Source organism: Pseudomonas syringae group sp. J254-4 (assembly GCF_032586855.1).
In the GTDB taxonomy this organism is placed as follows: Bacteria; Pseudomonadota; Gammaproteobacteria; order Pseudomonadales; family Pseudomonadaceae; genus Aquipseudomonas; species Aquipseudomonas amygdali.
The window spans coordinates 233,802-258,235 of the sequence record NZ_JAWHOO010000001.1; the positions used below are offsets into that span (position 1 = coordinate 233,802).

Annotated in this window: 41 protein-coding genes; 16 read left to right on the forward strand and 25 right to left on the reverse strand. The window is 56.8% G+C overall.

Features of this window, described 5'->3' with window-relative positions:
* Window positions 1-31: 31 nt before the first annotated feature.
* From RYB09_RS01080 to RYB09_RS01100, 5 genes are read right to left on the reverse strand one after another with little or no spacing between them, the layout of a single operon-like run.
* On the reverse strand, window positions 32-1,117 hold the full coding sequence (locus RYB09_RS01080; RefSeq protein WP_316887168.1) for a minor capsid protein: 1,086 nt from the start codon (window positions 1,115-1,117) through the stop codon (window positions 32-34).
* On the reverse strand, window positions 1,092-2,513 hold the full coding sequence (locus RYB09_RS01085) for a DUF4055 domain-containing protein (protein ID WP_316887169.1): 1,422 nt from the start codon (window positions 2,511-2,513) through the stop codon (window positions 1,092-1,094). Before RYB09_RS01085 ends, RYB09_RS01080 begins: the two co-directional genes overlap by 26 nt.
* A complete protein-coding gene (locus RYB09_RS01090; RefSeq protein WP_316887170.1) occupies window positions 2,510-3,811 on the reverse strand; it encodes a terminase large subunit domain-containing protein in 1,302 nt (433 codons plus the stop codon). The genes RYB09_RS01085 and RYB09_RS01090 overlap by 4 nt, the downstream gene beginning before the upstream one ends.
* Window positions 3,798-4,259, reverse strand: a complete 462-nt coding sequence (locus tag RYB09_RS01095) for a DUF2280 domain-containing protein (protein ID WP_248697230.1) — start codon at window positions 4,257-4,259, stop codon at window positions 3,798-3,800. Before RYB09_RS01095 ends, RYB09_RS01090 begins: the two co-directional genes overlap by 14 nt.
* Window positions 4,260-4,290: 31 nt before the next feature.
* Window positions 4,291-4,899 (reverse strand): putative metallopeptidase, encoded by a 609-nt coding sequence (locus RYB09_RS01100; RefSeq protein WP_316887171.1) that lies wholly within the window; start codon window positions 4,897-4,899, stop codon window positions 4,291-4,293.
* Window positions 4,900-4,964: 65 nt separating this feature from the next.
* Here RYB09_RS01100 and RYB09_RS01105 point away from each other — a divergent pair, with 65 nt between their 5' ends.
* Window positions 4,965-5,405: a hypothetical protein gene (locus tag RYB09_RS01105; protein ID WP_316887172.1), complete on the forward strand. Its 441-nt coding sequence runs from the start codon at window positions 4,965-4,967 to the stop codon at window positions 5,403-5,405.
* A 49-nt stretch (window positions 5,406-5,454) separates the two neighbouring features.
* Here RYB09_RS01105 and RYB09_RS01110 read toward each other — a convergent pair whose 3' ends face one another.
* The 19 genes from RYB09_RS01110 to RYB09_RS01200 all read right to left on the reverse strand — a co-directional run bounded on the left by RYB09_RS01110 (window position 5,455) and on the right by RYB09_RS01200 (window position 14,045).
* Window positions 5,455-5,709, reverse strand: coding sequence for a hypothetical protein (locus RYB09_RS01110; RefSeq protein ID WP_316887173.1), 255 nt, complete (start codon window positions 5,707-5,709; stop codon window positions 5,455-5,457).
* A gap of 408 nt (window positions 5,710-6,117) precedes the next feature.
* On the reverse strand, window positions 6,118-6,252 hold the full coding sequence (locus tag RYB09_RS01115) for a hypothetical protein (protein WP_316887174.1): 135 nt from the start codon (window positions 6,250-6,252) through the stop codon (window positions 6,118-6,120).
* A gap of 258 nt (window positions 6,253-6,510) precedes the next feature.
* Complete coding sequence (locus RYB09_RS01120; RefSeq protein WP_316887175.1) at window positions 6,511-6,720, reverse strand: hypothetical protein; 210 nt, start codon at window positions 6,718-6,720, stop codon at window positions 6,511-6,513.
* A 25-nt stretch (window positions 6,721-6,745) separates the two neighbouring features.
* The gene (locus RYB09_RS01125) at window positions 6,746-6,976 is read right to left on the reverse strand and encodes a hypothetical protein (protein WP_316887176.1); all 231 of its coding nucleotides are present in this window, start codon (window positions 6,974-6,976) and stop codon (window positions 6,746-6,748) included.
* Window positions 6,977-7,031: 55 nt separating this feature from the next.
* Complete coding sequence (locus tag RYB09_RS01130; protein WP_074808365.1) at window positions 7,032-7,370, reverse strand: hypothetical protein; 339 nt, start codon at window positions 7,368-7,370, stop codon at window positions 7,032-7,034.
* Entirely contained in the window at window positions 7,370-7,741 is a 372-nt protein-coding gene (locus RYB09_RS01135) for a chemotaxis protein (RefSeq protein ID WP_046835470.1), read from the reverse strand. The genes RYB09_RS01130 and RYB09_RS01135 overlap by 1 nt, the downstream gene beginning before the upstream one ends.
* Before the next feature lie 160 nt (window positions 7,742-7,901).
* A complete protein-coding gene (locus RYB09_RS01140; RefSeq protein WP_316887177.1) occupies window positions 7,902-8,150 on the reverse strand; it encodes a DUF2513 domain-containing protein in 249 nt (82 codons plus the stop codon).
* A 117-nt stretch (window positions 8,151-8,267) separates the two neighbouring features.
* Complete coding sequence (locus RYB09_RS01145; RefSeq protein WP_316887178.1) at window positions 8,268-8,813, reverse strand: hypothetical protein; 546 nt, start codon at window positions 8,811-8,813, stop codon at window positions 8,268-8,270.
* Window positions 8,810-9,394 carry a recombination protein NinG gene (locus RYB09_RS01150; protein ID WP_316887179.1) on the reverse strand — a complete coding sequence of 195 codons (585 nt, stop codon included), beginning with the start codon at window positions 9,392-9,394 and terminating at the stop codon, window positions 8,810-8,812. The genes RYB09_RS01145 and RYB09_RS01150 overlap by 4 nt, the downstream gene beginning before the upstream one ends.
* Entirely contained in the window at window positions 9,394-9,792 is a 399-nt protein-coding gene (locus tag RYB09_RS01155) for a recombination protein NinB (RefSeq protein WP_058446660.1), read from the reverse strand. Before RYB09_RS01155 ends, RYB09_RS01150 begins: the two co-directional genes overlap by 1 nt.
* A gap of 90 nt (window positions 9,793-9,882) precedes the next feature.
* Window positions 9,883-10,344 carry a hypothetical protein gene (locus tag RYB09_RS01160; RefSeq protein ID WP_316887180.1) on the reverse strand — a complete coding sequence of 154 codons (462 nt, stop codon included), beginning with the start codon at window positions 10,342-10,344 and terminating at the stop codon, window positions 9,883-9,885.
* Window positions 10,341-10,664 carry a hypothetical protein gene (locus RYB09_RS01165; protein ID WP_316887181.1) on the reverse strand — a complete coding sequence of 108 codons (324 nt, stop codon included), beginning with the start codon at window positions 10,662-10,664 and terminating at the stop codon, window positions 10,341-10,343. The genes RYB09_RS01160 and RYB09_RS01165 overlap by 4 nt, the downstream gene beginning before the upstream one ends.
* The gene (locus RYB09_RS01170; RefSeq protein ID WP_316887182.1) at window positions 10,661-11,365 is read right to left on the reverse strand and encodes a replication protein P; all 705 of its coding nucleotides are present in this window, start codon (window positions 11,363-11,365) and stop codon (window positions 10,661-10,663) included. The genes RYB09_RS01165 and RYB09_RS01170 overlap by 4 nt, the downstream gene beginning before the upstream one ends.
* Complete coding sequence (locus tag RYB09_RS01175) at window positions 11,362-12,144, reverse strand: YdaU family protein (protein ID WP_316887466.1); 783 nt, start codon at window positions 12,142-12,144, stop codon at window positions 11,362-11,364. Before RYB09_RS01175 ends, RYB09_RS01170 begins: the two co-directional genes overlap by 4 nt.
* Window positions 12,144-12,422, reverse strand: coding sequence for a hypothetical protein (locus tag RYB09_RS01180; RefSeq protein ID WP_316887183.1), 279 nt, complete (start codon window positions 12,420-12,422; stop codon window positions 12,144-12,146). Before RYB09_RS01180 ends, RYB09_RS01175 begins: the two co-directional genes overlap by 1 nt.
* The gene (locus RYB09_RS01185; RefSeq protein ID WP_316887184.1) at window positions 12,419-13,213 is read right to left on the reverse strand and encodes a KilA-N domain-containing protein; all 795 of its coding nucleotides are present in this window, start codon (window positions 13,211-13,213) and stop codon (window positions 12,419-12,421) included. Before RYB09_RS01185 ends, RYB09_RS01180 begins: the two co-directional genes overlap by 4 nt.
* 92 nt (window positions 13,214-13,305) lie before the next feature.
* A complete protein-coding gene (locus RYB09_RS01190) occupies window positions 13,306-13,518 on the reverse strand; it encodes a hypothetical protein (protein ID WP_010219954.1) in 213 nt (70 codons plus the stop codon).
* Window positions 13,519-13,536: 18 nt separating this feature from the next.
* Window positions 13,537-13,746: a hypothetical protein gene (locus tag RYB09_RS01195; RefSeq protein WP_010219952.1), complete on the reverse strand. Its 210-nt coding sequence runs from the start codon at window positions 13,744-13,746 to the stop codon at window positions 13,537-13,539.
* A gap of 29 nt (window positions 13,747-13,775) precedes the next feature.
* Window positions 13,776-14,045: a Cro/CI family transcriptional regulator gene (locus tag RYB09_RS01200; RefSeq protein ID WP_410478289.1), complete on the reverse strand. Its 270-nt coding sequence runs from the start codon at window positions 14,043-14,045 to the stop codon at window positions 13,776-13,778.
* A gap of 42 nt (window positions 14,046-14,087) precedes the next feature.
* On the opposite strand from RYB09_RS01200, the gene RYB09_RS01205 reads away from it, so the two are divergent.
* From RYB09_RS01205 to RYB09_RS01275, 15 genes are all read left to right on the forward strand, one after another.
* Window positions 14,088-14,654 (forward strand): helix-turn-helix transcriptional regulator, encoded by a 567-nt coding sequence (locus RYB09_RS01205; RefSeq protein WP_316887186.1) that lies wholly within the window; start codon window positions 14,088-14,090, stop codon window positions 14,652-14,654.
* A 145-nt stretch (window positions 14,655-14,799) separates the two neighbouring features.
* The gene (locus RYB09_RS01210; protein WP_316887187.1) at window positions 14,800-15,513 is read left to right on the forward strand and encodes a hypothetical protein; all 714 of its coding nucleotides are present in this window, start codon (window positions 14,800-14,802) and stop codon (window positions 15,511-15,513) included.
* The gene (locus tag RYB09_RS01215; RefSeq protein WP_316887188.1) at window positions 15,510-16,391 is read left to right on the forward strand and encodes a hypothetical protein; all 882 of its coding nucleotides are present in this window, start codon (window positions 15,510-15,512) and stop codon (window positions 16,389-16,391) included. Before RYB09_RS01210 ends, RYB09_RS01215 begins: the two co-directional genes overlap by 4 nt.
* A 402-nt stretch (window positions 16,392-16,793) precedes the next feature.
* The gene (locus RYB09_RS01220; protein ID WP_316887189.1) at window positions 16,794-16,988 is read left to right on the forward strand and encodes a hypothetical protein; all 195 of its coding nucleotides are present in this window, start codon (window positions 16,794-16,796) and stop codon (window positions 16,986-16,988) included.
* Between the two features lie 61 nt (window positions 16,989-17,049).
* A complete protein-coding gene (locus tag RYB09_RS01225; RefSeq protein WP_316887190.1) occupies window positions 17,050-17,592 on the forward strand; it encodes a hypothetical protein in 543 nt (180 codons plus the stop codon).
* A gap of 861 nt (window positions 17,593-18,453) precedes the next feature.
* Window positions 18,454-19,041, forward strand: a complete 588-nt coding sequence (locus RYB09_RS01230; RefSeq protein ID WP_316887191.1) for a hypothetical protein — start codon at window positions 18,454-18,456, stop codon at window positions 19,039-19,041.
* A 24-nt stretch (window positions 19,042-19,065) separates the two neighbouring features.
* Window positions 19,066-19,473, forward strand: a complete 408-nt coding sequence (locus tag RYB09_RS01235) for a hypothetical protein (RefSeq protein ID WP_316887193.1) — start codon at window positions 19,066-19,068, stop codon at window positions 19,471-19,473.
* Complete coding sequence (locus RYB09_RS01240; protein ID WP_192485748.1) at window positions 19,470-19,664, forward strand: hypothetical protein; 195 nt, start codon at window positions 19,470-19,472, stop codon at window positions 19,662-19,664. Before RYB09_RS01235 ends, RYB09_RS01240 begins: the two co-directional genes overlap by 4 nt.
* On the forward strand, window positions 19,661-20,221 hold the full coding sequence (locus RYB09_RS01245; RefSeq protein WP_316887195.1) for a hypothetical protein: 561 nt from the start codon (window positions 19,661-19,663) through the stop codon (window positions 20,219-20,221). The genes RYB09_RS01240 and RYB09_RS01245 overlap by 4 nt, the downstream gene beginning before the upstream one ends.
* A complete protein-coding gene (locus tag RYB09_RS01250; protein WP_316887196.1) occupies window positions 20,218-20,388 on the forward strand; it encodes a hypothetical protein in 171 nt (56 codons plus the stop codon). The genes RYB09_RS01245 and RYB09_RS01250 overlap by 4 nt, the downstream gene beginning before the upstream one ends.
* A 168-nt stretch (window positions 20,389-20,556) precedes the next feature.
* On the forward strand, window positions 20,557-21,714 hold the full coding sequence (locus RYB09_RS01255; RefSeq protein WP_316887197.1) for a hypothetical protein: 1,158 nt from the start codon (window positions 20,557-20,559) through the stop codon (window positions 21,712-21,714).
* 7 nt (window positions 21,715-21,721) lie between these two features.
* Window positions 21,722-22,645 carry a recombinase RecT gene (locus tag RYB09_RS01260; RefSeq protein WP_316887198.1) on the forward strand — a complete coding sequence of 308 codons (924 nt, stop codon included), beginning with the start codon at window positions 21,722-21,724 and terminating at the stop codon, window positions 22,643-22,645.
* Complete coding sequence (locus RYB09_RS01265) at window positions 22,642-23,409, forward strand: lambda exonuclease family protein (protein WP_316887200.1); 768 nt, start codon at window positions 22,642-22,644, stop codon at window positions 23,407-23,409. Before RYB09_RS01260 ends, RYB09_RS01265 begins: the two co-directional genes overlap by 4 nt.
* Window positions 23,406-23,765 carry a hypothetical protein gene (locus RYB09_RS01270; RefSeq protein WP_316887201.1) on the forward strand — a complete coding sequence of 120 codons (360 nt, stop codon included), beginning with the start codon at window positions 23,406-23,408 and terminating at the stop codon, window positions 23,763-23,765. The genes RYB09_RS01265 and RYB09_RS01270 overlap by 4 nt, the downstream gene beginning before the upstream one ends.
* 81 nt (window positions 23,766-23,846) lie before the next feature.
* Window positions 23,847-24,182 (forward strand): hypothetical protein, encoded by a 336-nt coding sequence (locus tag RYB09_RS01275; RefSeq protein WP_316887203.1) that lies wholly within the window; start codon window positions 23,847-23,849, stop codon window positions 24,180-24,182.
* Here the strand turns inward: RYB09_RS01275 and RYB09_RS01280 are convergent.
* On the reverse strand, window positions 24,166-24,378 hold the full coding sequence (locus RYB09_RS01280) for a hypothetical protein (protein ID WP_316887205.1): 213 nt from the start codon (window positions 24,376-24,378) through the stop codon (window positions 24,166-24,168). The genes RYB09_RS01275 and RYB09_RS01280 overlap by 17 nt on opposite strands.
* Window positions 24,379-24,434: the final 56 nt, after the last annotated feature.

The following is a 24,434-nucleotide window of genomic DNA, read 5'->3' on the forward strand; positions in this document are numbered from 1 at the left end:
CGCCCGGAGGCGGCTGATTGAAAGTGTTCGGTTAAATTCCCGCTCGCTCGAATGCCAGCGGTTCAAGCTTTTTCATCTGCTCCAGCGTGAGCGGCTTGAAATTGCGGTCGAGCTGCAGCTCAGAGAAGCGCTCCAGCGTCAGCCCACCATCGCGGAACAGCTTGGCGCGGGTCGGGCCTAGTGCCTGGTCCTGAAAAGCTTCCGGTTGCAGCTTGAGCCAGTCGTAATAGCTCAGATCGGCCGCCACCTGGCCGCCGCCGTTCGGCCCCACCGAGGCGCGGGTAGCATCCTTGCTGAGGAACTTGGTCCATTTGGTCACAGGCACAAACGTCGTCCGGCACCTGATGTGAAACGGTGGACGAGGCCCTGAATCAACTGGAAAGCGGCGCTTATCCATCGACCTGCATATTTGCGTTGTCTTGCTGTCGAGGGTGGATACAATCTCAATCTCGGCGACCACATCAGGATTGGCCTTGATCGTCTCCATCCGGGCCTGCGAGGCGACGTGCTGAACAGCCGTGTGAACGACTGCACTGGCATTGCGCTTGGTCGTTGCCAATATCCCGTCGCTGTACCCAGCAGCCTTGGTACCGCGAATCTTGCGGATAACCTGAAAGTTCGTCTGCCCTTCGAAGAACCCCTGCCTTATTGCGCCGCTGACGCGCTCACGCTCGGTAGTTGCCCAATCCTTTATAAACGGCTCCAGCAGCTTGCCGCCGCCGTTGTCGCGCACGCTGAGCGGGTTGTTAAGCACCGCCGAGCGGATAGCGCGTGCTGGCGGAACCACTGCATCAAAGGTGACACCCACAGGCGCGGATCGGGATAGCGCCGTTGCTTCGAACTGAGCCTCGTAGTTGGCCAGGTCGATCAGATCAAGATTCAGCGTCGCGGTATAGCGGTCGAAGATGCCGAGCAGCAGGCTGTCGACCTCGTCGAGCAGCTGGTTCAGCCGCTTGATGTTGTACTCACTCAGGTCGGCATTGGTGAGCTGCTCGCGCACCGCCCGGTCGATCTCCTTGAGGAAAGGAGCGAATTTCTCGACCTCTCCAGCCTTCAGTTGCTCCAGAAACACCGAGTGCCGAATCGTGGCATCAAGTACTGCTTGGTTGACGGCCATTGTTCAAGTCCTCGTCGTCGTCCAGGCCGAGGTTGTCGGTCTGTTCCTGAAGCTCTCCGTCTATCTGCTTGTCGGTTCGCTCCGGTGCGATCAGCCCCAACTTGCGTAGGTATCCGCGCAGATCGGCTTTGGCGAATCCACCGCTCTGCCATAGCTGCACAAGCGCGGTGATCATTTGAGGGTCAGCGCTGAGCTCAACGAACTCTTGATTCACCAGATAGGTCGTCTTGCCGGTGACACCCAGGAACTGAGCACACCAACCCAGCGCCCGGGTGTAGGCCTCATTGACGTTGGATACGCATATCGCGAGCACCGACGTGGACGCCGACTGGTCGCCTCTCGACTCTGTAGCCGTCTTGGCTGTCATTGACGACACAACCATGCGTGCGCCCAGCTCAATCATCATCTGGTTCTTGTCGGCCATCGCCTCTTTCACTAGCGTATTAGGCTGGGGCTGGGCAAAGGCGAAGGTTTCGCCAGCTGGCACAGGGATTGGAGCTCTAGATCCGACGTAAACGCCTTCTTTGCGCGCCATCTCTAGCCATTGGTCGTCGACGCCGCTGATCCACGGCTGAGCCTGGCCACACCAGAACACGCTGTCCTCGTAGTCAGCGCTGTTCCGGTAATGCCCGAGGTTGATCATCGCGATGTCGTAAAGCGGCGACTCGTCAATGCTCGGATCGTTGTTCTGTGCGCCGATGAACGTGAAAGGGATCTCCTTGAGACGTCCGCCCTTCCCCTTTGGCATGTATTCCTCAACCACCTCAAGAGGGCCGCCGCCTCGCGGGCCTTTACGACGCCAGACGCGACAGACGTACAGTCCAGCTTCGTCCAGGGCCAGCTCGCGAAACTGCTCTGTGCACTTCAGCCCAAACCCATCCGCCTCTTCGTTCATTTCACGGAGGACGACCATGATCAGAACGTTGTGACCGTTCACCATGCCGGTGCGCCAGTTGATGACGTCCTCAGCCGTGTAAGTGAGGATGACCGAATGCCCGCCGATACCGCTGTCCTCGTGGAAGTCCACGAACAGACCATGACGACCGGCTTCCAAGACCTTCTCAAGCGAGCCTTGCGACTGCTGATAGATGCTCACGCCTGAGCCGTTAGCGTTGTCCTGCAGGTATTCGAGGTTCTTCGGGACCGTCAGCGTTGGGTCTTTGTGGAACGCCAAGCCAATCAGTCCGTTTCGGGTGTGGCCGGTGGCGTTCTTGAACACCGCACGCTCCCGGTACGCATTGTTGCGCTCGGCGTTCTCTTCTGACGTATCGTGCCGGTTGATGTAAGGCAGCCGGCCAACAACACGGTGCTGGCCAGCACAGACGTCGCGCACAGTCAGCCAGCGATCCAACGCCTCAATGTATTCAGGCCGCTTGAAGGAAACGTCGTTGTTCATCGGGCGTATCCCAGGTTGAGAGAAGCGACCGGTTTCACGATCGGGAATTCTTTGTGAATGAAGTAACCACCGGCGTCGTTTGCGTGGTCATTGCCTTGGGACTTGTTGGGCTCACCGCTTGCGGCCCATATCTGCTGTTCCAGGCCATCCGCGTATGTCGGGCAGGTGAACGGGTTCACCAGGTAGCGGCGCTCGCCTTGAGCATTGCTGAACATGGCATTCATCGCGTTGATGCGGTCTTTTACTGGCGGGTTGGCTGCCGGTGCGATCACCGTGAAGCCTGCTTGCTTGAGCATTGCGATGTCCGTGACGCTGGCATTGACTGACTTGCGCGAATCGCCAGAGGCGTCCGGGTAGATTCGGATTTCGCAGGTCTTGATGTACTTATCGCCATCGTGCCGCCAGTAGCGCTCCTTGATGCGCCGGATCATGTCGGGCGTGTCGTAGCCATCCATGAGCTCGTCCACGGCTCGAGGCAGGCCCTTTTCCCGCTTCACATGCGTGATCGCTGCCATCTTGCCGACGTTGAAGTCCATGCCGATGAACAGAGGCTCACCAGCCTGCACCATGTCGAAACACTGGTTCAGCTTGCGGTCATACGCGTGGTAGATCGACCCAGACGTCAGGTTGACGAATTGGCCGTTCAGGTACGCCCTGATCAATTGCTCGGGGTACGACTCCATCAGCGACGGGATGTAGTCGTCCGGCAGGTTCAGCTCGTTGTCAAAGGTGCTGGCCTGGATGAGCCCATACATCTCCTTGAGCGCCGGCTTGTCGCGCAGCTGCTTCACGAACTGCAGGAAGACGAACTTGAAGCCTTCCGGTGTCGTGGTGACGTCCACGCCGTTCTTCAGCCCGGGCAGGTTGTAACGCATTCGCGCGATGATCTTGCGCCAGGCCTGCTGCGCCTTGATCGACGTCAGAACGTCCAGCTCATCGACCAGGGCGTGCCCGACCTTGAAACCGACAATGGTCTGTGGCTTCTCCATCGACCTGCAAATCACGGTGCCGCGATACTGCCGACCGCTGTAGATGTGAACCTCATGGTTCGCCTGATTGATCTTTGTCTTCAGGCCCCACTCGTAAGCCACCTCCTCCATCGTCGGATAGAAGATGTCCCGTATCTGCGGGTAAGTCGGCGCGAAGTAACCGGCGTTGACACCCGGCCACTCCATGAAGTGCTTGCTCAGCGCCGAGCAGCCAACCCAGGTCTTCCCCGAGCCGAAACCGGCCACGAATGCACGAAACTTGTGGGGCAGCAGCAGGAATTTTGATTGCGGGACGTTAAGGCTGGGCATCAGGCTTCCTCGCGTCCACTACATCGACCTGGATGCGAGTCGGAATAGCTGGCTCGTCGCCAGGCTCATCCTTGCGGTGACGGTTGACGTACATATCTCCGGATTCTTTTGCAGCCTGTTCCAGCACCTGAAGGGCCAGCGCCAAGTTGCGCATGCCCTCTGCTTTCTCAACGATCCTGCCAAGAGCACGCAGTCGATAGGCTCGGTTGGCGATGGGAATCTCTGCCGTGTCTTCACGGAAACGCTTGCGTGTGTCGTGGAACAGCGTCACCCATCTGGCCGCAAGGGTTGCTCCAGCGCGCTTGGTTGGGTCGTGCGACTCACACTGCTGACGGGATATCTGAATATCGAATTCTTGTTTGACCTGTTCTACGACTTGCGAGGGAGTGTCGAAGCAAGCCAACGCCTGAACGATGAAGCTCTTCACCTCATGCTTCAGGGCTGCCATAGGTTGGATTCCGTCTAATGCCTGTCAAATTTCAGGCCGACTTGAGCAGACAGGTTCCGCAGGCCCTCGATATATTCAATTTACCTACCTCAGCAGGCTTTTTTGCAGCGTCAACCAGCAGCTGGACGTCTGGGCTTGCCCCATAGCGACGGACCACACCGACGAACTCCTCGACGTCGTGGCCGCGCATCTCAAGCTTGGGCAATCCGTCTTGCGTGAACTTGGGCGCGCCGTACTGATCGGTTGCCTGGGCGATGTGGTAAAGCTCATGCTCGACCAGTGCGCAGAACTCGGCATCGCTGCACTGTGAGCAGTAATCGGCGGCCAAGGTGATGATGTAGGTCGGTACGAAGCCGAACCAGTCACGCATCTGCTGTTCCATCCGCGCCTTCTGCCAACCCCCGGCACGGAACATGACTTTCTCGGCTTGGCCCAGCACTGCGCGCCCCTGCTTCGTGAATGCAGATGAGGCCCACATGATGCAAATGTCAGCATCAATCAGATGGGCATGGTCTTCGTTGCGAATACTGCCGGTGTCGGCAAGTATCTCGGCCTGTATCCAGCCCCACACTTCGGGAGCGGGCGCTAGGATCAGGAATGGCGATTCGAGCAGGTCAGTCGGCGGCATCGGTCTACGCATAAGCCCACCTTGAAATGATGCCGCAAAGCCACCAGTTATGAATCTCAACCAAAGGAGCTTCAAAAATGACAAGAAGTGTTATCGATTACGCCATTGAGCTAACAAGTGCTTTGGAGCCTCAGTTTGTAATCCGGCAGGTGGACAAGGAGACAGAAGTCAAAGCCAAGCTTAGGGTGGTCCGCAGCGTCGCACAGAAGCGTTATAAGGAAAAGTTGCCTGAAATTGATCTTCTCACTCTTACCGAAGATGGCAAATTCACCCCTGACAACCCTGGTGATATTGTCGCCCTACTCTTCGAAACCGTGATGCGCTGGAACCGAAACCCGGATCTTTGGCGCACCCCAGGCGCAGGGGGTGCAGAGGGAGAAATCAATACCACCCTGCACAACTTCACCCACGGGCCGAGAACTATGGGCGGGTCACCCGATGAAGGGGTTAAAGCCACGACTTATGCCGGGGCAATCGAACAACTCCTTGATATCGTTTCGAAACGAAAACCCTTCTGACTTCAGACGCCGCTACAGAGGTGTGCCGCACTAACCCTGCGGCACACCCTCAGTCATCAGCATTCAGCAGCACGTCAATCAGCTTCTGCTCACCCAATCGAAAGAGGGCCAACGCCTGGAGGTCATCAGCAGCAGGCCCAAAGCCGAAAGCCTCTACCCTGCCGGATGGTGAGCGCAGAGCAAGAACACCAATAGCACAAGGCTCCAACTCCCCCGATTCTATCTGGTCAGCAAGCTTACGCAGGGTCTGCACTGGGTCGCGCCACCCCTCCCGCTGAAAGTTCAATACTTTTAGATTCGCCATATTTCGTCAGAACCTCATACGATTCAAATAGATACACCTACACGACCGCACTTAGAAACATATAGAAACAGTTGTAGATCCAATATGAGATTGAATCGCCATCAACCATCCCCCAGATCAGCCCTACTGCACATTGAGTGCAGAAGGTGACGGCAGCCGGTGCCGGGCATAACTGGGGAGGTATGCTCATGGCTACCAACACGGGAGATGGACACCGCATTGGGTCGGTAAAAGATAGAACCCAAGTACACAACCCACAGAACGACACGTACGTGAAGCGCGACACTGACACTGGTCGCTTCATTGACGTTAAGTCTGGCGGGGAGCCTTTCAAAGGCGTTGCTAAAGAAGTAGACAAGCGTCGTAAGTAAAAGTGCTTCATGGCGAGGGTCGCTACGGCCCTCGCTTTTACTCCACTGTGCAGCGCGGCCAGATCGACCGGGCAAAGGCAAGCGCTCCATCGTGATCGAGGGCGGACTCAAGAAGGATCATCGGAAATGTTTTGTGGCCTGGCGTGATGACCATCCAGTTCTTCTTGGTCATGACTCACTAGCGACCTCCCGGTATTCCGTGCTCGGGTATCGAACCGGATAGTTTCCGCGAGCACTGCACTCGGTGCATCCGTGCGGGAATTGCGCCGGCAGCGATGTCAGAACCATCCCAGTCCAACGCATAACACCTTTGCCGCATTCGTCGCACTGATAGTCAATCTGGTGAACGGTCATCTGCTTTTCTGTTGCGGGCATGATGATCTCCAATGCAAAAGCCCCGGCGTATGCCGAGGCTATGAGTGTTCGTTCGTTAAGCTGCTGTTACGGTCACATTGCCGCGCAAGCGTCGGGTGTAGACCTCGTCACGAGCAGGCCGCTTGGCTCTCACGGGGCTGGGCGCGAAGACCACAATGCCGGTGGCGGTATCGCACCAAAGAACATTTTTGATCTCGTTGCCATTCACGAATACGGCTCTGTGACCACGGCCGTCTCCGGCACTATGGAAAGTGGGATGGGTCATGCTCACTCCGCGCCGCAGTAGATGATCAGCTAAAAGGGTCGGCAGGTTTCGCGATGGAGCGCACAAACCACATGAAGCCCTGCTGCAGATTGGTCTTGGCCAGGGCGAGCAGTCTCTGGTCGACACCTTCGATGTGGTCGATTTGCTTGAACAGCTCACCGGCATCCGCTTCCAGAGCCTTGATCGAGTTCATGCCGTCGATCTCAGATTGACTCAGGTCGCGGTAGCCGGTGATTTTCTTGTGCTGGTTATCCATAATCTTTCCTCTGTATTTCGCGCCACGAAATGGCAGTGTCTGAATTTGTGGCGCGTTACGGCGTCTGCCGCTCTACCGCCTCGTTGACCTTGTCGGCCGCTTTGCTGGCCACCTCTGCGGCTTCCGTGGCCTTCCCTGCTGCACCCTCAACCTTTACGGCTGCATCGGTCGCGGTCTTGGCCAGCTTGTTCAGGCGCATGTCGCGCTGCACCGTGGCCTCGTCGTAACCACGGCGCACTTCGGCGACCTGGGCGCTGTACCAACTGGCAAGCGACCATTGCGATGCACCGAAGCCCAGCGCGAACGAGCCGGTTACCAGCAGCGAGGCAATTACCCACACCTCCACCCGGCGCCACCAGCGGCGAGCGATGAAATCAATTGCGCATCTTTCCATCAGTTGATACCTCCGAGCTGTGCACGCAGACGGGCGATCTCAGCGCTTTGGCTGGTCACTTTGTCAGTGAGCTGGGATACCTGGCTGGTAAGGGCTTCGATCTTCCCTTCCATCCGGCCGACAGCGGCAGCCAGCTCGTTGCGTTCTTTGGCGAACTGGTCGGCACGGGCCTCAGCCTCTTTGCGGGCAACCCGTTCAGAGTCGAGCAGTTCGTTCAGTCTGCGGACGGTGCCGATATCGGCGTTGTCCATGGCGCGGTCGGTCGCGTCCCTGGAGAGGAATTTCCTCAACCACAGGAAGCCACCCAGCAGGATTGTGCCCGTACCGCCCAGCCAGGTAGCTGTGCCTGGGCCGAGGTCGGTTGGGTCCATCTTTACTCCGGAATAAAAAGGGGCGTCAGGTACGCCCAATGAGGAGCGAGGTACGAATGAGGCCCTCGCTGAACTTGGCGATCAGAGGTTCCGAGGGGGTTGGGTAAATCGCAGGCACAAAAAAGCCCAGCGGTGAGGCTGGGCTTTAAAAAACATAGGATTACAGAGCTTCTAGAAGATCGTGCCCAGCCCACGTCAGGGAAATAAAGCCCTGAGCGCTATCCGCACCATTCGACCGTCGTAAATAACCAGCCTCAACAAGAAGATCGATATGGTAATCGAACACGTCGCCTTGGGATGTGTGCTTCACCGATGCAAGCTTTACGAGGTCGACGTTAAGCCCATCTTTCAGCGCGTTCTCTTCAACGAACTGGAGAATATTTCTGGCAAGCATTTTGTCGCGAGTCATAGCGTCACTCCATTGATATAAAAAAGCCCGACTCATGGCCGGGCTTTTGCAGTCAATCCCTTATTTGCGCAGGTATGACAGGATGGGGTGGATAATGGCTCACTGGTTCAATCGCCGTCAAGCGCAATCTGCAATCAAAATGCCTTCAGCCTCCAAAATGTGCTGAGCCTCGGTCAGCGCCACGTCAACCATGCTCTCCAGCCCCTTGCGAATATCACGCCTCCACCGCTCCTGCGTCTTGATCGGGTGCGGGTCATCGCTCCAATTGTCCATCTCGTACCAGGTGGCTGGAAGCACATTTGTGCTGCGCTTGCCTTCGACACCCGGGAGTTTTGGCATAGCCCAGGTAACGATCGCGCAATGACGGAACCTCTCCGGTGCCGGCGACCGGTACTGCTTTGTGATTTCCGTGATCGCCGCGTGCTTGCGGTCGGTGTGCGTCGAGAACTTCGCCACCAGCGCACGCCATTGCTCCGGGCTCAGCGCCTTGTGCAGGCGTCCGAACACCCAGCAGTCGGTCAGGAATGCCGCCTCCTTGCCGACGATCTCGCCCTTCTGCTTGGCGCATTGGACCTTGGGTTCAAAATCGCACCCGCCCGCCGAATTGATGGTTTCCGCGGCCAGAGCCCGGACCACTGCTGCTACAACGTTCCGATACATCATGCCGCTACTCCTTTCTTCAATTCTCTGGTCAGTGCCCGGTACTTGGCTGTCAGGGCTTTCAAATCGTCGATGGTGTACTTCTGAGGCTCATGAGGCCCTTCGAGCCATTCCACGTTGACGATGCCGATGCGGCGCACCAGCTCGGCCCGGTAATTCACCAGGTCGCCAGACTTGTGTGTGTTGCACGGCGCGCACTGTCGCCATACGTTGAGCGGTTCGAATCTGAGGGCCGGGTGACCACCGACGGACCGGTAGTGCCCGGCGTGCCACTGGCCGTTGTGATGCCGTCCGCAGCTCACGCATGGCTCGCCCATGTCGCGGTGACGAACCCACTCGTTGAAAGCCTGCTGGGTATCCTTCATGTGGTCGCTGCGAGACTTCAGCTTCTCCTTGCGGGCTTTGAGCTCGGACCGCTCGCGCTGCGCGATAGCCTTGCGCGCCCTCTCCTGATTTGCTGGAGCGATAGCCAAGCCGCAAGCCCAGCTACAGACTTTCTGACCGAGCTGAGCAGGCACAAACTGGATATCGCATGCCGGATTGTCGCAAGTCTTCTTTTTGCGCTCCTTGATGGTCTTGAGCATCAGTAACGCCCTCCCCATCTGTCCGCCTCGGTCCAGCGGACGCCGCGCTCAGCGCCGAACGCGTGGATGACCTCGAACAGATCGCTGAACCACTTGGCCGACTGCTTACGGGTCGAGGTGGCCATGACGACGAATCCGCCATCGAGCCCAGGTTCTGCGCGCTGCTTCTCGACCGAGGCGCTGAACAGGCACTTCCAGTCCTCGCTGGTGAGCTTCTTGCCATACCACTCGACCTGCTCGGATACGTCGCGGAGCATTGCCCACATCTTGCGGTTGAGGACGTCAGGGCGTTTCTCGTCCTTGATGACCACTACCTTGGGTTTGGTCAGATCGATGGCGTGCAGTGCGCCGTACAAACGGTTTAAGTCCTGCGTGCTGCGGATGGCGAACTCAGTCATGAACCACCCCCAAGAACGAATAGCCTTCACGGCCGTTATGCAGAACCTTGGCGGTGTTGAGCAGGGTTAGAAGTTGCTCCCAGGTGAGGTTCATTGGGCGGCCTCCTTGCTCATGGCGGCGTCGATGTACTTATCCATCGATTCCACCCCGAAAAGGCCGGCGAACGGGTTCTCAATCCACCGATACCGCTGGGCATCTTTGCGCAGCGCCTCGCACTCTGCCCGCAACGCAGCTGCCGACCGTGCCAGCCCAATCAGATAATCAAGCGCGCTATCCTCGCCCACTGCGTCGAAACCCAGCTCGCTTGCTGCAGACTTGATGATCCCGCTTACGCCCAGGCTGGCGGTCTGGCACAGCTCAAGATTTGCAATGCGCTGGATCAGCTCCAGCACGGCGGTAGGGTTTGCGGCGGCGATGAACTTCTCATCTCCTCGTGCGCAGTCGGCAACGGAATTTCCACGTTCAGTACTCACCCAGGTTCCACCGCTAAACCACGGACCCTTGGTGGCAGCCTTGGCCAGCGCTTCCAGCTTTTCGATATTGACGGTCATGGTCGAACTCCTTGAATCGAGGCGAAATCAAAGTCCGGCAGCTCGCTAACGCCATTGAGGTAGTCGACCATCACCTTCACGTCGCTCTCGTCGCATGCGCCAGGCTGGGCCTGCCAGCAATAAAACGGATCGGTGTTTGGCATTGCGCCGTAGCACATGATCCCGTACCGGCTGTACATGCCGTCATGCACGATCCCAACGCGGGCTTTTCCCTTATCGAAGTACACGATGTAGTGGTTGACCCCTTCTGAGCGCACGAGCTTTGGATTTTTCCGGTTGTTGCGCTTGACCCACTTTGCAACTTCACTGACCTCGTTCATCGCCCCGCCCTCCTGCCAATTCTCGCCAACAGCAGAGCGCGCGCTGATGCGGCGTCTACCGGGATTCCTTGTTGAATGATTCGTGCCTGTACCGCCTGCTCGGCCAGCTCTTCGGCGAGTTCCAGCTCGGTCTTCTGGCTGTCATGGCCAATGCCGGTCAGGATCTTGCCGTCCAGCGGTTGCCCGGCCTGGGCGCGGCGTATCACGATCGTGTAGTTGTGCTCGAAGCGCTGGCGCAGGCCCTTGTCTTCCTGCTTGGCTGAGCGCAGGTCGAACAGGCCGGTGGCAATGGCCGAGATCTTCACGCCTTCGTGGCTGTACGTGGCGAGCAGAGCCTCGATCCATGCGTCAGGCACGGCAGGCAGGCCAAAGTCTTCCGGGCCGGGCACGCACATGGCGATGAACTCGCCCACACTTGGCGCAAAAGGCTTCTTGAGCTTGCGGCACTTTTGGATACCGAACTCGATCTGCTCCAGCGTGCGGATACCCTCGTCGGCGAATTCTTTGATCCACTCTTCCTTGGCGGCTGCCAGGGCTTCCGTGGACGGCCATGCCTGACGCCATGCGGGAAAGATGCCCCGTAGGCGGCGGAACAGGTCGTTGACGACCTCGGCAGTCTCCAAGGAGACGACAACGGGTGCGCGGCGAACCTCGGGCGGCTGGTTGGACATTGAGGCCATGAGCTGGCTTGCAGGCTTCATGGACTCACCACAAGGTCGCGGGCCCAGTCTGTGCTGTCGAAGTCAGGCTCGGCGCTTTGACGGCGTGGCTGGAACTGGTGAACGTTGCTGGCAGGCTGAACCTCGTCCTCCCAGCGCTTGCCGTTGAGCCAGGTGGCCGGGTGCGGGATGAACTGGCCGCCATCCTTGGTCCAGGCCAGAGAGGCGCATTGCTTGGCCAGGCCCTGGGTGATCAGGGTGAACAGGTCGTCAGTGACCTTGAGCTTCTTCCACGCCTTCTCGGCAGCTGCCTTGCCCTTCTTGTTTGGGTAGAGCTTCCAGAACTTCGGGAACAGATCGTCCGCAGGCGCTTGCGCCGTATGCTTTTGATCTATTGGTTCTTGGTTAATGGTTAGTGGTTTATGGTTATTGGTTAGGTGACCATCCGTGCACGCTTCGTGCACGAGTGGTGCACGTTCCGTGCTTTCTGGTGCACGTTTCGTGCGTCGAGTCGCTTCACGCTTTTCTGCAATCTCTTTGTTTTTCAATGCTGTAGCGTGGTACGAGGCAATCTCGTCCTGAATGCGAGCCTGAACGTAACGGCCATCCACCAGATCGAAGAACTTGCGCAAAACAAGCTCAACTGCTGCGATTTCGTCACTATTCCTTGCCCAGCACCAGTCGATTGCTTCTTCCATGGTAGGAAAACGCTCGCGGTCGTAGCACGCATCAATCAGCAGTGTGTAAGCGCCGTGTTCCAGCATGGTCAGCCGACCGGCCTTCTTGTGGTAGTCACCGATGTTCCGCTTGAAGTAATGCATCATGCGACCCCCGATTCGTGTTTAAGGACCGCACGCATCAAGCGCCGCTTGGCATTGTTCGCTTCGCTCCTGGCCTTGTATTTGTCGCGGAATTCATAGAAGCAGAAAGCCTCCAGGTTCTCGTACAGCGGGTTATCACGGGTTACGCGGCGGCCGCCATTGAAGCCCTTGTCGTACAGCGCCATGCGCTCTAGAAGTGCGTACTTGGATTTCCTGAGGGCGTTTAGCGCCGTGACGTATTCAATGGCGCGCAGGCCGACGATCTCCATCGAACTCATGATTCAATCCTCATGGTTTCGGCCATTAGGGCGCGCTGATGGCGAAGCATGAACACTTGATGAAGCTTCGCTTTGCGCTGCTCAAACTCCATGCCGACGTCGATAAGCGATGCATTGAGTCGCTGCATATGCTCGACGGCTTTTATCTGGCATGGCGTAAGGGTGTCACGGATGGGGTAATTAGCAGCCAGGCCGTGCGCAGCACGGTATTGCTTGGATGACCCGCCAAGAACGACGCGATTGATCAGGTCAAACTCATTGCTGAAATGGAACGGTTTAAGCTCTTTGCCAGCTGAGAGACGGGTGTACTTCACGGCGTCTGTCATGGCGAAAGATTCGAGACGCGCCCGCTCGCGGGCCTGACGACCTTCCGCCACTTCGATCTGCCCGCTAACCAAGGCATCAAAGGTGCGAATGACATGCAGATGAAATGCGGGACTAATCCACATGGCGTAGCTATAGATCAGCTCGCGACTAACGTAGGTTCCGCCATAGCGGCCTGCCTTTGCAGTGATCGGTTTAAAGCCCGGATTTTCCGTAATTAAAAAACCTTCTATTTCGGAAGTCGCTTGCAGGCTCAACCATTCGTTCGGACGAATATCCTTGGTAACGCCATCCGCTTTTGCGGCTTTTTCAAGGTCGTTGAGAAAATACCTCCCCTCCTCGTCCTGACGTATTTTCACTCCAGAGATGACAATCGGCGCAGAAACCCGCGCCACGTTTTCAGATACAACAAAACGTGGCGCGGCGTGAATTGACTGGGGATTGACATTGTTCTGCTGAGTACGCATTATTTGCCTCACTTGAGTTGTTCAAAAGGCCGGGTCACTACCCCGGCTTTTTTTCGTCTGAAGGAAAGCCAAAGCCCCTTCTGTTGTCACAATTAGTCCCGGTCGAGGGCCTTTTTGTGGTCTACCAGAGCGAGTCTTGCTGGCGGTCTTCGCATCAGTTCAAGCTGACGCTGAATTGCCAGGGACTCACCCGCTTCTATGTAACGACGTACCGCGTACTCAAGGGTCCATTCAAAGTCGTTGGCTAACTGCCTGATCTCTTCCTGGGCCCCTTCGTCCAAGTCGCCGAAGACAATTTCGGGCATAAGGACTCCTGCGGGCCTCTAGGCCGATTTATCCTGCGCATCCATTTCTTCCATACGGCGGATGAGGTCAGCCGCACCCAAGCGACGGGCAAGAAGGGTTAACTCGCGCATATAGGTGGCCAGTTGCTTGCCTGCTAAGCGTGCGTCCATGCGGAACTGACGCATCTCCTCGGGTTTGTACCGAAGCTTGCAGACCTCACTTCGTTTGTGGTGCTCGTCGAAATACATGTGTTGCTCCTGAGGCTGATGAAGTGGGTTTAAGCGGCAGTTCGTTTAGCGGACTGCACAGGGAATGGGCGCAACTCTTCGGCGCTGTACTCGCCGGCTGCGTTCTCAATCACGTACACATCGCGGCCTACCCTAAGCGCCTTATTCAGAGCGCCTTGAGTCATACCAAGTAGTACGGCAGCCTTTGTCTGGCCGTTGATCTCAGCGAATTGGGATAGCGGGATTCGGCTCATCGCCAGATCTCCAAATGGTTCACGTGAGCGCAGGTTATCTCCACGGGAGATACTTTGCAACTCCATTGGAGATGGCTAACTATTTCCCTTGGGAATATTCTTCACCTTATGAGCAAAGAACGGCGTCAACTCGAAGACTGGGAGAAGGCTGAATGTGCAGCGCTAAAGGCTGCGCTGGCGGAATTCAATAGATCTTCACCAAAGGAAAAGAGACTTACTCAGGACGAGCTTTCCCATCTGCTAGGGATGAGCCAGGGAACCCTGAGCAGTCACCTCAACGGGCATCGGGCTTTGAATCTTGAGATGGCAGCTACCATCTCTGGATTGCTTTCTGTGCCGATTGAGAAGTTCAGTAAGCGGATCGCCAAAGAGATAGCAACCCTATCAAGCGCTGCGGCTAGCGGCTCTGCAGAGGCTGAGATTGAGGGGTTCGCTGCCAATTACGCCAGTGCTGCAGAGAAGGCGCGCACGCTAGCAGTAAATGCGAGCCCGCGCTCTAGATCGGCACTAGAAAAAATTGCAGAGGCTGCCGATTCAGGGCTACTAAGTGAGGACGATGTAATGCTGCTTGAGGTGATTGCCAGCAGGCTTGCAGCTTCTGGATCAGCAGGTACAGAGTCACCCCATCAGCGTTTAAGGAAAAAGCTGGCCAACCATGATCCAGTTTCTAAGTAGTGACTTTTTCAGTGGACTTCTCAGGGATCCGACTCGAACAGGATTAAACCCATTATTTCGGGCCAAGATTCGAATTGGGTCAGAATCTGTTCACTGCTTTGTAAAGCCTATCCCTGACTCAATTCGAGATGTTCCAGGCGGCCCAGTGTACGAGTCGGCGGAGATATTGAGTGAAGCGCTTGGCTATACCATGGCGAAGCTTGTGGATCTCCCAGTGGCGAAAACCGCTGGCGTTATCGAGCTTACGCCGGAGCAGATGCCAGACCGAGTCAGACAGATACTTAAAAATATGTCCACCAAAGGGGAGCAAAAGACCTACCTTGCTTGGTTTTCAGAGGATACGACCTATCCCAATCTCTACCAAAAGCACGCCGAGGGTTTTCCTAAATTCCTGGAGGACCGTCGCGCCAAGCGTCTAGCCTTAGCCCTGTCAAAAAACAAGTCGATCCCAAGTATTGTTTCCTTTGACTCCTGGCTGCAGAACTCGGATCGGCATCTCGCCAATCTACTGTGGTCCACAGGTGGGAAATACGTGTTGATTGACCATGGGAGAATATTTGGTTGGGCTGACTGGAAGCCCCATTCACTCATCCATAGGCATGATCCCCCTAATCGGTTGATGGCGACCATTGATCGTCATGCGCCGAACTGGAGCGCAAGCTTTCGTGTTCGCGGCGCCAGGTTGCTTGCATACAACGGGTTCTCGGTGGCCTTCAAAGATCGTGGAATTGCTCTCGCCTGCGAAATTCTAGGTAATTTTTTGGACGACAGAGGGTCGGCGCTTGTAGTCGACTTCTTGTTTGATCGGCTTGATAATAGCCGATACTCCAAGGAGCTTGGGATGCTGGCAATCTCATGAATATTACAGAACGCTTAAGAAATAGAATTGCCGAGCAACCAAGACAGGACTTGGTTGTGGGGTCTTGGCGGACTATCAGCATGTGCCTTGATCAGGATGCCGGCGAGTTCCTCAATGTTGGGGTGGTTTTTCAGCATGCCGGTAAATCCGAAGTTCGCATGCTTGACACCTTTCAACGCCTGACCTGCCTTTACGACAACAGATTTGATCAGAACGACTTTGCCCACTATCTGCAAGATGTAGAAGCGGCCATCATCCATTTGGGGCCAGATCTTCCCGATTTTATCTCTGCGGACATACGACTGGGCGAGGCGCTATACGCCTCTGGGTCTGATGCGGAATCTGTCGTGGATGAGTTCTTCAACGACGTGGTGACTCTGGCAAAGCCTAAATCCGGTAACAGGCGAGACAGCTTCAGATATCGGTCAACGCCTAAGCTAAAAGAAAGCGTTCTCTGCCTTATGCAGGAAAAAATGCACATGGATGCTTCTAGGATTATCCAGGAAGGTCGCTTCAGCTTGAAAATGAGGGGGTCCGCGAACAGGATAGAAGTAGATGTTCCATTGCTCAGTCAGACCGCAGCAGGGACCATTGTCTCGGCTTGGTATAAAAGTCCTTTGGTTGTTGGAAACAACATCCTCCAAGCCGCAGCTGACATCCTGCTGATCACCAGCAACTCGGACAGAATAGGATCGATATCTGTGCTCATGCCTCCGGCAGACAGCGGCATGACGACCGTTGAGCACCAAAAGGTCTTGGACGCGGCCTTTAGGCAAATGGATCGAGCTGACAAAGCCGGCGTCACAGTCTTAGAAGCGCCATCAACAGATGGTGTCGCTAACAAGACTATTGACTGGTGGTCGAGCAAAGTCGCGTAAAGCCCGCAGAATGCCTGGATAGAAGCCCGTCTAGCGCGGGTTTTTTATTGCCTGTCGAAATAATTATCTCCATTGGAGTTGACATGAATATTTCCATGGGAGATATTGTGCTCCATCGAGACGCGAAACAGCCCCTCAACAGGCCCAGCGGATCGAACCGCTCTTTAACAGCCTGCGCAACAAACAACAGACCGCATTGCCTCTACCGGCGACCGGCGATCAGACAGCCCCGAAAGGCTGCCCACGACAGGGAGAACCCTGTACGGCTGACGATGGTGAAACGCCTTGACCGAGTGAATGACCCGGCAAGCAATGCGCCCCGCGAATCCCAGCGGCAGAAGGGAGATTTTCTCGGTGCCCTTGGCGACAGGGGCATCCGGAAAATCGAACAGGAGTCACAGTATGAATCTCACAGACAGCAAGCAAGACGAGCGCATTCGGGCTGCCCTGCGCAGCGCTGACAAGAAAGGCCGCCTTTCAGTGGTTGCGGCGGTGACCGGGATTGCGGGCGGCGAGAAAGAGCTGCGCCGAATCATGAATGGCGGCGACGAGCTGAACATCATGGACCGCAGCATGCTCGCGATGCACTTGAGCTGAGCCGGGCATTTACTGATGCCGCTTCTATGAGGCGGCATTGGAAATAAACGGGAGTCACAAAATGCTCAACATCAACGAAGACGATCTAAAAACCGCTATCGTAGCCAAGGTATCTGATGAGCTACTTCGCGATGGCGATGACCTTTCCGGCATGGTCGCTGCGGAACTGAAGAAGCGCATCGACAAAATCTTCAACGAGCGCGTAACTGCGCAGATTGAGGTGGCGATCAACGAAACCATCAACGGTTCGTTCGAGCGTGAGTATCGCCGCGTAAATACCTGGGGCGAGCCAGAAGGGCCGGCCACGACCATTCGCAAAGAGCTGGAGAAGACTGTGAACGCTTACTGGTCTACCAAGGTAGAGCCTCGCACAGGCAAGGCCGCATCGAGCGACTACAACACAGTCACCCGAGCCGAATACATCATGACTCAGGTCTGTGCCGAAGATTTCACGAAGGAAATGACCCAGAGCGTGCGAAACGTGTCGGGAGCCCTGAAAGACGGCCTTCGCATCCAATTGGCTAAACAAATGGACGCCATGCTGGACGGTCTGTTTCACATCAAAAGCCTGCAAGACCAAGGCAAGGTCGAAAAGCCTTATTGAACAACCAGCGCCAGCGTCAGCCTGACGAAAACTGCCCGATCCCTGTCATAGCGCCAGGCTGCATCGGAGTGTGATCTGCAGCGGAGCAAGGCACCTGACTCGTAATCAGGCCAGCCACTGAGAACGGTCGGCGTAGTACGGCCGCAGGCAAAGCCAGAGGTGACGACCTCGCGTAGATCACACCCCGATGCGGATGAGTACACACCGCGAAAGCGGCCCCCTGCATCACTGCAACAAAGCAGATGAATAGCCGGGCTAACCGGCAAGTGTAAGACCTGAGGGATCGCGGGAATCGTGGCCGATAAAGTGAGTAAGCGCCCAGATGGCCACGGCGAGTCCAAGAATAAGCGGCTGAAACCTTCGCCCCGGTGAAACTCCGGTGTCACTAAGGCCGCTAATAGTCATGCCGGGATCAGCTCCGGCCATCTGCATCACCAAACCCAGCGCATGGACAGGCTCGCAGCCTAACCCCATCACGCCGGTAGTCAGGCAGGGGATGACTCAAACCACCCTGAAAGACGCGGCGGTAACTCCTTAATCCCGCCCTGCCCGCACGTGCGGCACCCTCTCACACCCTGAACCGGAGTAATTGCATGACTTACGCGATGATCCGCAGCCAATTCGTCAGCAACGCAAGAAAATCAAACCGTCGCGCGCTTGAGTGCTCGGCTCTTGGATACAAAGAGCTTGCACGAGAGTGCCGAGAAATGCGCGATTGGTGGATTTCGCTCGCTCGATAAACCCTGCCCCAAACACAACCACACCCCGAACCTCTCCGACTGAACCCTCTCCGGTGCCTGTATGGCCTCTATCCGTTCTTGAGTGTTCAGTCGAAGGGGTTCACTTACTGAGTTTTGCTCTATGCCAAAAATCATTGATGTGATCAGGACGAAGCAGGGGCAAACGTTCTTGCTGCTCGACGAATTACCACGCTGCGTGTACGAGCGAACCGGAAACCTTCTGGTATCGAACGACGGCGGCTTTTACGACTTCCTGCAGATTGTGCCGGGATCGCGTGATGCCTTTGCTGGTCGTGAATTCACGATCCAGCTTACAGATGGGTCAACACTGGAATGCAAGGGGCAGGTCTGGTCGTGCGGGGCCGATGTTGGCGTGCCCACTGCACAGATCGGCGTCGGAACCCTGGAGTCTCTTGCACGTTGCTACGTGTTCAGTTCAGCCACCGTCGACGTATCGCTGGTGAACGAATGGCTCTCGAAGAACAAGCCGAGCAGCCGGTACTACAAATACGACAAGCGCGAAACAGTCGAGTACTGGGAGGCTATTTACCGCACCGAGAAGTGGGGAAATCAAGTCTCTTCAGCTCGCGCACGAAAGCTCCGTAAGCGCGGCGCGACCATCTGGCGCGTAGACGGAAGACCAACGTGGAGTGCCCGCTTCGAGAAGCGCAAGGCGCAAATTCTCGCGGACATCGCAGCAGACGCCTGATCTATCGCCACTCTGGAGGCAATCATGAACGCAGCAGCAAAGGTGTTGCCTCCTACAGGCACGCCAGTAATACCGCTTACGCCCGCCGAAAGGCTTTGGGTAGCGAACAGCGCCCATACGCTGGTTCACGGCGATGATGTGAAGTTCAGGCGGCGTGGAAAACCCGCCCAGCGCGTGACGTTCGAGCGCTTCCTGATAGCACTTGATGAGTTCGCCATGGAGAGGCTCGGCGAATCGGGTGCAAGCCCATTGGCACTCGGTCGGCTGATCTACACGGCCAAGTTCGGGTCGCTGTCATGCGCACAGGCGGCAGCAGATATGGTTCTGAGACGCCCCAACCCCAAAGACGCCATGTACGAGATTGCAGAGGGCCTACTTCGGCCCTTGGCTGCAGACGGGGTTGCGGCAGAGTTTGAGGACGCAGACCTGTGAGCCCGCACATCCTCATCGACAAGATGCTCGACGCCATCGGCGAATACGACAGCCTTGACCCTGCCGGAATCGAAGCCATGCGTCAGATAACCGCGCACTTCATGAGTGGCGCAATCACGAAAGACGAATTCGACCATTACTGCGCCCGTCAGCGGAAAGCTGTTCTGTGTGCGCCAAGGAGAGCGGCATGACGATTGACTGGAGTAAAGCGCCTGAAGGTGCAACGCATCTAACTTTGCCAAACAGCCCAAATCAGCGCCCCGTGTTTTGGCGCGTAGCAGATGGTAAAGCGCTGGAAGCATGGCCCATGGAAACAGATTTTTCCGCTGTTCGTGACCACTTCCGATACGGAGCGGAGGGTTGCGCATCTTTCATTGAATGGTTGGCTACATCAAAGCCAGCACCATGGACTGGCGAAGGACTGCCGCCTGTTGATACGGTCTGCGAGGTGATTGATGAGGGCGGCGGGTATCTCCGGTGCAATATCCTTGCTCATACAAAACGATCTGGCGGTGCAGTGGCTGTGTATCAGGCCGGGGATACCATTGGTGCATTTACTAAAAGCCTGTTTCGGCCTCTCCGCACCGCCGAGCAGATCGCCGAGGAAGAGCGACGCGTGGCGATCGCCGAAATGAAGCAGTGTTTCGATTCGGTATCAAACGATCTTATGCCTACGTCGAACAGTTATCTTGAGGTGTTGTTTGGGGCATTGCATGAAGCTGGCTACCGCAAGCAGGTGACGCCATGAGCACTGCACCGGTTAAATCTCTGCTCGACGAGCAGCTCGACGAGGTGAAAGCCCGCGCTCAAGTCCGTGGAACGATCACCTACCCATGCGGCATGCGAGTTGCTGACCTGCCCTACCCGATCAAAGCAGACTGGCTCAAGCGTCGGCCGGTGGGTGCGCGGTCGTGACCCGCAAGCAGCGTCAGCTGCGCATCTACACGTGGCGCGGCTCATTAGTCGTCCTGACCCTCGTTACCGCTTGGATGCTCGCCAGCGCCTACGCATCGCACATCACGCAGTAACCCCTTCCCTATTCAATCGCAGCGCCCCGGCAACGGCATGGCGCAAGGAGCAACCGTGTCTGAAGCACAGCAAGTCATCACGATTGATGACATCAGCGCCGACAACGCCCCGGTTATTTACGTGGCCGGTGGCCTCAACCAGTTTCTCAAGGCTGTCACCGCCGAGGTTACCGCTGAGGTGCCGGATCTGAGCACCCGAAAAGGTCGTGATCGCATCGCATCGCTGGCTGCCACGGTCAGCAAGTCGAAAACCGCCGTCGAGAAGCCCGGCCGGGATTACCTGAAGCGCCTGAAAGAAATGCCCAAGGTCGTCGAGACTGAGTTGCGCGAGTTCGTCACCAAGATGGACGCGCTGCGTGACGCTACCCGCAAGCCGCTGACCGACTGGGAGGAAGCGAACGACAAGCGGATTGACGCCCACAACGACGGCATCCAGCGCATCAAGGACATGGCTGTGTTCGCCGAGACGCCCAGCGCCGCACACGTCGCCCAGATCATTGCCGATTTGGAGCTGGTAGTGATCGACGACAGCTGGGAAGAGTTTCTGGCGGAGGCGGCGCAGGCCAAGGACCGCTCACTTTCAACCCTGCGCACCCTGCTGGCAGACCGTACCAAGCACGAAGCCGAGCTGGCAGAGATTGCCAAATTCAATGCCGAAAAGGCTGAGCGCGAGCAGAGAGAGCGTGACGCGGAGATTGCCCGGCAAGCTGTAGAACGCGCCCAGCGTGAAGCCGAACAGAAAGCACAGGCAGAGCGTGAAGCCGCTGCACGGCGTGAGCAGGACCTGAAAGACCAGGCAGAAGCCCAGCAGCGCGCCGCCGAGCAGAAGCTGCGGGATGCTGAGGCAGAAGCCGTGCGCCAGCGCTTGCAAATCAAACTGCAGGAAGAGCAGGCAGAACGCCAGAAGCTTCAGGCCGAGCAAGACCGCATCGCAGGCATGCAGCGTGCCGAGCAGGAGCGCCTCGCCGCCGAGCAGCGTCAAGCCGAGGCTGTGGAGCGCGCACGACTTGCCGAGGTGAAGCGCCAGGAAGAAGCCAAGGCCGAAGAGCTGCGCCAGCAGAAAGCCCGCGAGCGCGATCAGGCGCACAAAGCCTCGATCAACCGAGCAGCGCTAGAAGCATTTATTGCGGGCGGCATGCCAGAAGACTGCGCCCGGCAAGCGGTCACCCTGATCGCTCAGCGCAAGATCCCCAATATCAGCATTCAGTACTGAGGTTCTCATGTCTCAAGACCTTGCCGTCGTCACAGGCGACATATACGCATGCCGCGACGCATTCTTGGCTGTTCAGTCCGAGCCGTCTCTCAACTTTGATCGTGAAGCAAACTTTGCCATCCAGATATTGGAAGCCAATACCTACACGCTAAAAGTCGCTTTGCAGAATCGGCAGGCAGTTATAGACGCTGTCACGAACATCGCGTCCATAGGCTTGAGCCTGAACCCAGCAAAGAAGCAGGCGTATTTCGTTCCGCGCAAAGGAAAGATATGCCTCGATATTTCCTATATGGGGCTCATGGATTTGGCCATGGCCACCGGCTCCGTCCGTTGGGGTCAAGCAAAGCTGGTGTACGAGAGCGACATCTTTGAGCTTAACGGCGTCGACCAGCCGCCAACCCATAAGACCAAGCCGTTCGCAACGAATAGAGGAGATGTCGTAGGCGTCTACGTGGTGATCAAGACTGCTGACGGTGATTATCTTACTCATCCGATGAGCATGGCCGAGGTGATCGCCATCCGTGATCGATCTGAGGCCTGGAAGGCATACAAGAAAGACAGTTCGAAGCTATGCCCATGGGTGACCGACCCGGGCGAAATGACCAAGAAGACGTGCGTAAAGCAGGCTTACAAGTACTGGCCCAAGACTGAGCGTCTGGAGAAAGCAATCCACTACCTGAACACCGAAACGGATGAAGGCTTGAAGCTGGCAGGCAACTCGCCAAAAACAGATTCAGAGCTGGCAGCTCGCTGGATTGATCAGGCAAAACAATGCCAGTCACGTGAAGAACTTCAAAGTGTATGGGTCAAGGGGCTGGAAGAAATACGCCAGGTCAAGGACATGGTCGCCTACGAGCTTTTCAAAAACTCAGTAAATGAGCGCAAGGCCGAGCTTTCGACTGATGCGCAGCAGCCTGGAGCAGCAGCATGATCATCGTCAATTGCACACAGGGATCACCTGAGTGGTTGCAAGCCCGCGCCGGCGTCATCACCGCAAGCATGTTCAGCACGGCGCGCGCCAAGGTGAACGGGCTGAACGCTCAGCAAAAGAAATATGTCGACGCCATCCTGTCTGGTCGAAGCGAGGCAAAAGCTATCGAACTGGCTGGCTACAAGGCCGGGCCGAAAGCGGAAGTTGTGCAACGGGCCTTGGATGGCGAAACGGTTGGCGAGCCATCCGGTGCTGCGCTGACCTACGCTTTTGAGCTTGCAGTTGAGCGGATCGGCGGTGCGCCGTTGGATGGCGGATTCGAAACATGGCAGATGCGCCGAGGCCACGAACTGGAGCCCGAAGCGCGCATGGAGCATGAAATTCAGACCGGCCTCATCGTCCAGCAGGTTGGCCTCGTTAAGACGGACGACGGCGCGTTTGGTGCCAGTGCCGATGGCTTCATTGGCGAGGATGGTGGCTCGGAATACAAATGCTTCCTGGCCCCCGACAAGCTCCGCACATTCCACATCGATAACGACGCCAGCGAAGTGATTGACCAGGTGCAGGGTTGCATGTGGATCACTGGTAAGAAGTGGTGGCACATCGGGATGTATTGCCCCCTGCTCCGCCCGGTCGGACGCCAGCTTTGGCTGAAAGAGCTTAAGCGCGACGACGATTACATCGAAAAGCTTGAAGAGGACCTCTGGGAATTCAAGCTGTTGGTTGATGGTTACGAGAAGCAACTGAGGAGTAAGGCAGCATGATCGCTACCGAACTGAGTGCCATCCAGGCCAACAGCATCAAATCCTATGAACTGTCCCAGGCCGTGAGCGAGTTCCAGCGCAGCGGCGGCCAGGTGCGCGACCTCGGCTCATTCCGGGTTGCGCCTCGGCCTGCGCGCAAAGAGCCGCCTCCCCGCAAGCCCCGCTACAACGGCGCGGATCACCGGAAGTATGTCGAGGAGGAAGAGGATCTGGCACTGCTCAAGCGTATCGAAGCGATGCGCGATCTGGGCGTCAGCCACTTCAAGGCCGAGAAGCTGACCGGGATCAACCGCACTGTTATCAAGCGGATCGTTCTGAAGTATGGCCTGGACTATCCCAGCAGCCCGGCGAAATGAAGCGCATTCAAAACCGCGTCCGCCACGGCAGAAGCCAGCAACATATTCACTTGCCGCCCAGCGGCTATACGGAGCTGATAAATGGCCCTGACCCAGAAACAGCGGGACGAGCGGACGGCGCTCAAGCGGCAGAAGGCCGGGGAAGAGGAATTGCGGCTCAGGGTGCGGCCCGGCACGAAACAGGCGCTGGCTGAGCTTATGGAGTGGGCGGTGATCGAAGAGCAGGCCGAGGCCATGACCTTGATGATTCACCACCTTCATGCGCTTGGCCCGGTCGAAGCGCTGCGGTTTCTTCAGGTTCCGCGCCACGAAATCACAGTGTCGAAAGTCGTGGCGCTGGAGTTTCACCGAAAGAGCGTACTGATGATTCAGCAGGATCCCGGTGACGAAATAGAGATGCCTACGCTTTCTGCCTGACAGATACGAGCGCCTTCTCAACCTCCTGCCAAGCGTTGCTGATATGTGGATGCTCCGTCTGGCGATACTTGGAATTGTCCAGTATCAGAACTTTAGCTTTCTGGGTGATTTGCACCAAGTCCAGTCCTAAATCTTGCGCAGCGCCCAACACGGCGACAAGTGCTTGATCTAAAGCAATCTCACGATCCGTACCCATTCTTCACTCCTTGATCCGGCCACATGCCGGTCATCATCTATAGCTCACCCCCAACC

Excerpts from the sequence above, each read along its gene's own strand:
- RYB09_RS01230 (WP_316887191.1), top strand. The coding sequence starts at position 18,454 with ATGCCAAAAATCATTGATGTGATCAGGACGAAGCAGGGGCAAACGTTC.
- RYB09_RS01160 (WP_316887180.1), bottom strand. The coding sequence starts at position 10,344 with ATGACCGTCAATATCGAAAAGCTGGAAGCGCTGGCCAAGGCTGCCACC.
- RYB09_RS01155 (WP_058446660.1), bottom strand. The coding sequence starts at position 9,792 with ATGACTGAGTTCGCCATCCGCAGCACGCAGGACTTAAACCGTTTGTAC.
- RYB09_RS01180 (WP_316887183.1), bottom strand. The coding sequence starts at position 12,422 with ATGAGTTCGATGGAGATCGTCGGCCTGCGCGCCATTGAATACGTCACG.
- RYB09_RS01095 (WP_248697230.1), bottom strand. The coding sequence starts at position 4,259 with ATGGCAGCCCTGAAGCATGAGGTGAAGAGCTTCATCGTTCAGGCGTTG.
- RYB09_RS01215 (WP_316887188.1), top strand. The coding sequence starts at position 15,510 with ATGAATATTACAGAACGCTTAAGAAATAGAATTGCCGAGCAACCAAGA.
- RYB09_RS01235 (WP_316887193.1), top strand. The coding sequence starts at position 19,066 with ATGAACGCAGCAGCAAAGGTGTTGCCTCCTACAGGCACGCCAGTAATA.
- RYB09_RS01130 (WP_074808365.1), bottom strand. The coding sequence starts at position 7,370 with ATGGAAAGATGCGCAATTGATTTCATCGCTCGCCGCTGGTGGCGCCGG.
- RYB09_RS01205 (WP_316887186.1), top strand. The coding sequence starts at position 14,088 with ATGAGCAAAGAACGGCGTCAACTCGAAGACTGGGAGAAGGCTGAATGT.
- RYB09_RS01275 (WP_316887203.1), top strand. The coding sequence starts at position 23,847 with ATGGCCCTGACCCAGAAACAGCGGGACGAGCGGACGGCGCTCAAGCGG.
- RYB09_RS01190 (WP_010219954.1), bottom strand. The coding sequence starts at position 13,518 with ATGCCCGAAATTGTCTTCGGCGACTTGGACGAAGGGGCCCAGGAAGAG.
- RYB09_RS01170 (WP_316887182.1), bottom strand. The coding sequence starts at position 11,365 with ATGAAGCCTGCAAGCCAGCTCATGGCCTCAATGTCCAACCAGCCGCCC.
- RYB09_RS01120 (WP_316887175.1), bottom strand. The coding sequence starts at position 6,720 with ATGACCCATCCCACTTTCCATAGTGCCGGAGACGGCCGTGGTCACAGA.
- RYB09_RS01260 (WP_316887198.1), top strand. The coding sequence starts at position 21,722 with ATGTCTCAAGACCTTGCCGTCGTCACAGGCGACATATACGCATGCCGC.
- RYB09_RS01185 (WP_316887184.1), bottom strand. The coding sequence starts at position 13,213 with ATGCGTACTCAGCAGAACAATGTCAATCCCCAGTCAATTCACGCCGCG.
- RYB09_RS01200 (WP_410478289.1), bottom strand. The coding sequence starts at position 14,045 with ATGGAGTTGCAAAGTATCTCCCGTGGAGATAACCTGCGCTCACGTGAA.
- RYB09_RS01085 (WP_316887169.1), bottom strand. The coding sequence starts at position 2,513 with ATGAACAACGACGTTTCCTTCAAGCGGCCTGAATACATTGAGGCGTTG.
- RYB09_RS01115 (WP_316887174.1), bottom strand. The coding sequence starts at position 6,252 with ATGACCAAGAAGAACTGGATGGTCATCACGCCAGGCCACAAAACATTT.
- RYB09_RS01175 (WP_316887466.1), bottom strand. The coding sequence starts at position 12,144 with ATGCATTACTTCAAGCGGAACATCGGTGACTACCACAAGAAGGCCGGT.
- RYB09_RS01225 (WP_316887190.1), top strand. The coding sequence starts at position 17,050 with ATGCTCAACATCAACGAAGACGATCTAAAAACCGCTATCGTAGCCAAG.
- RYB09_RS01265 (WP_316887200.1), top strand. The coding sequence starts at position 22,642 with ATGATCATCGTCAATTGCACACAGGGATCACCTGAGTGGTTGCAAGCC.
- RYB09_RS01165 (WP_316887181.1), bottom strand. The coding sequence starts at position 10,664 with ATGAACGAGGTCAGTGAAGTTGCAAAGTGGGTCAAGCGCAACAACCGG.
- RYB09_RS01100 (WP_316887171.1), bottom strand. The coding sequence starts at position 4,899 with ATGCGTAGACCGATGCCGCCGACTGACCTGCTCGAATCGCCATTCCTG.
- RYB09_RS01150 (WP_316887179.1), bottom strand. The coding sequence starts at position 9,394 with ATGCTCAAGACCATCAAGGAGCGCAAAAAGAAGACTTGCGACAATCCG.
- RYB09_RS01250 (WP_316887196.1), top strand. The coding sequence starts at position 20,218 with ATGAGCACTGCACCGGTTAAATCTCTGCTCGACGAGCAGCTCGACGAG.
- RYB09_RS01090 (WP_316887170.1), bottom strand. The coding sequence starts at position 3,811 with ATGCCCAGCCTTAACGTCCCGCAATCAAAATTCCTGCTGCTGCCCCAC.
- RYB09_RS01105 (WP_316887172.1), top strand. The coding sequence starts at position 4,965 with ATGACAAGAAGTGTTATCGATTACGCCATTGAGCTAACAAGTGCTTTG.
- RYB09_RS01110 (WP_316887173.1), bottom strand. The coding sequence starts at position 5,709 with ATGGCGAATCTAAAAGTATTGAACTTTCAGCGGGAGGGGTGGCGCGAC.
- RYB09_RS01270 (WP_316887201.1), top strand. The coding sequence starts at position 23,406 with ATGATCGCTACCGAACTGAGTGCCATCCAGGCCAACAGCATCAAATCC.
- RYB09_RS01280 (WP_316887205.1), bottom strand. The coding sequence starts at position 24,378 with ATGGGTACGGATCGTGAGATTGCTTTAGATCAAGCACTTGTCGCCGTG.
- RYB09_RS01145 (WP_316887178.1), bottom strand. The coding sequence starts at position 8,813 with ATGATGTATCGGAACGTTGTAGCAGCAGTGGTCCGGGCTCTGGCCGCG.
- RYB09_RS01195 (WP_010219952.1), bottom strand. The coding sequence starts at position 13,746 with ATGTATTTCGACGAGCACCACAAACGAAGTGAGGTCTGCAAGCTTCGG.
- RYB09_RS01125 (WP_316887176.1), bottom strand. The coding sequence starts at position 6,976 with ATGGATAACCAGCACAAGAAAATCACCGGCTACCGCGACCTGAGTCAA.
- RYB09_RS01220 (WP_316887189.1), top strand. The coding sequence starts at position 16,794 with ATGAATCTCACAGACAGCAAGCAAGACGAGCGCATTCGGGCTGCCCTG.
- RYB09_RS01135 (WP_046835470.1), bottom strand. The coding sequence starts at position 7,741 with ATGGACCCAACCGACCTCGGCCCAGGCACAGCTACCTGGCTGGGCGGT.
- RYB09_RS01245 (WP_316887195.1), top strand. The coding sequence starts at position 19,661 with ATGACGATTGACTGGAGTAAAGCGCCTGAAGGTGCAACGCATCTAACT.
- RYB09_RS01140 (WP_316887177.1), bottom strand. The coding sequence starts at position 8,150 with ATGACTCGCGACAAAATGCTTGCCAGAAATATTCTCCAGTTCGTTGAA.
- RYB09_RS01080 (WP_316887168.1), bottom strand. The coding sequence starts at position 1,117 with ATGGCCGTCAACCAAGCAGTACTTGATGCCACGATTCGGCACTCGGTG.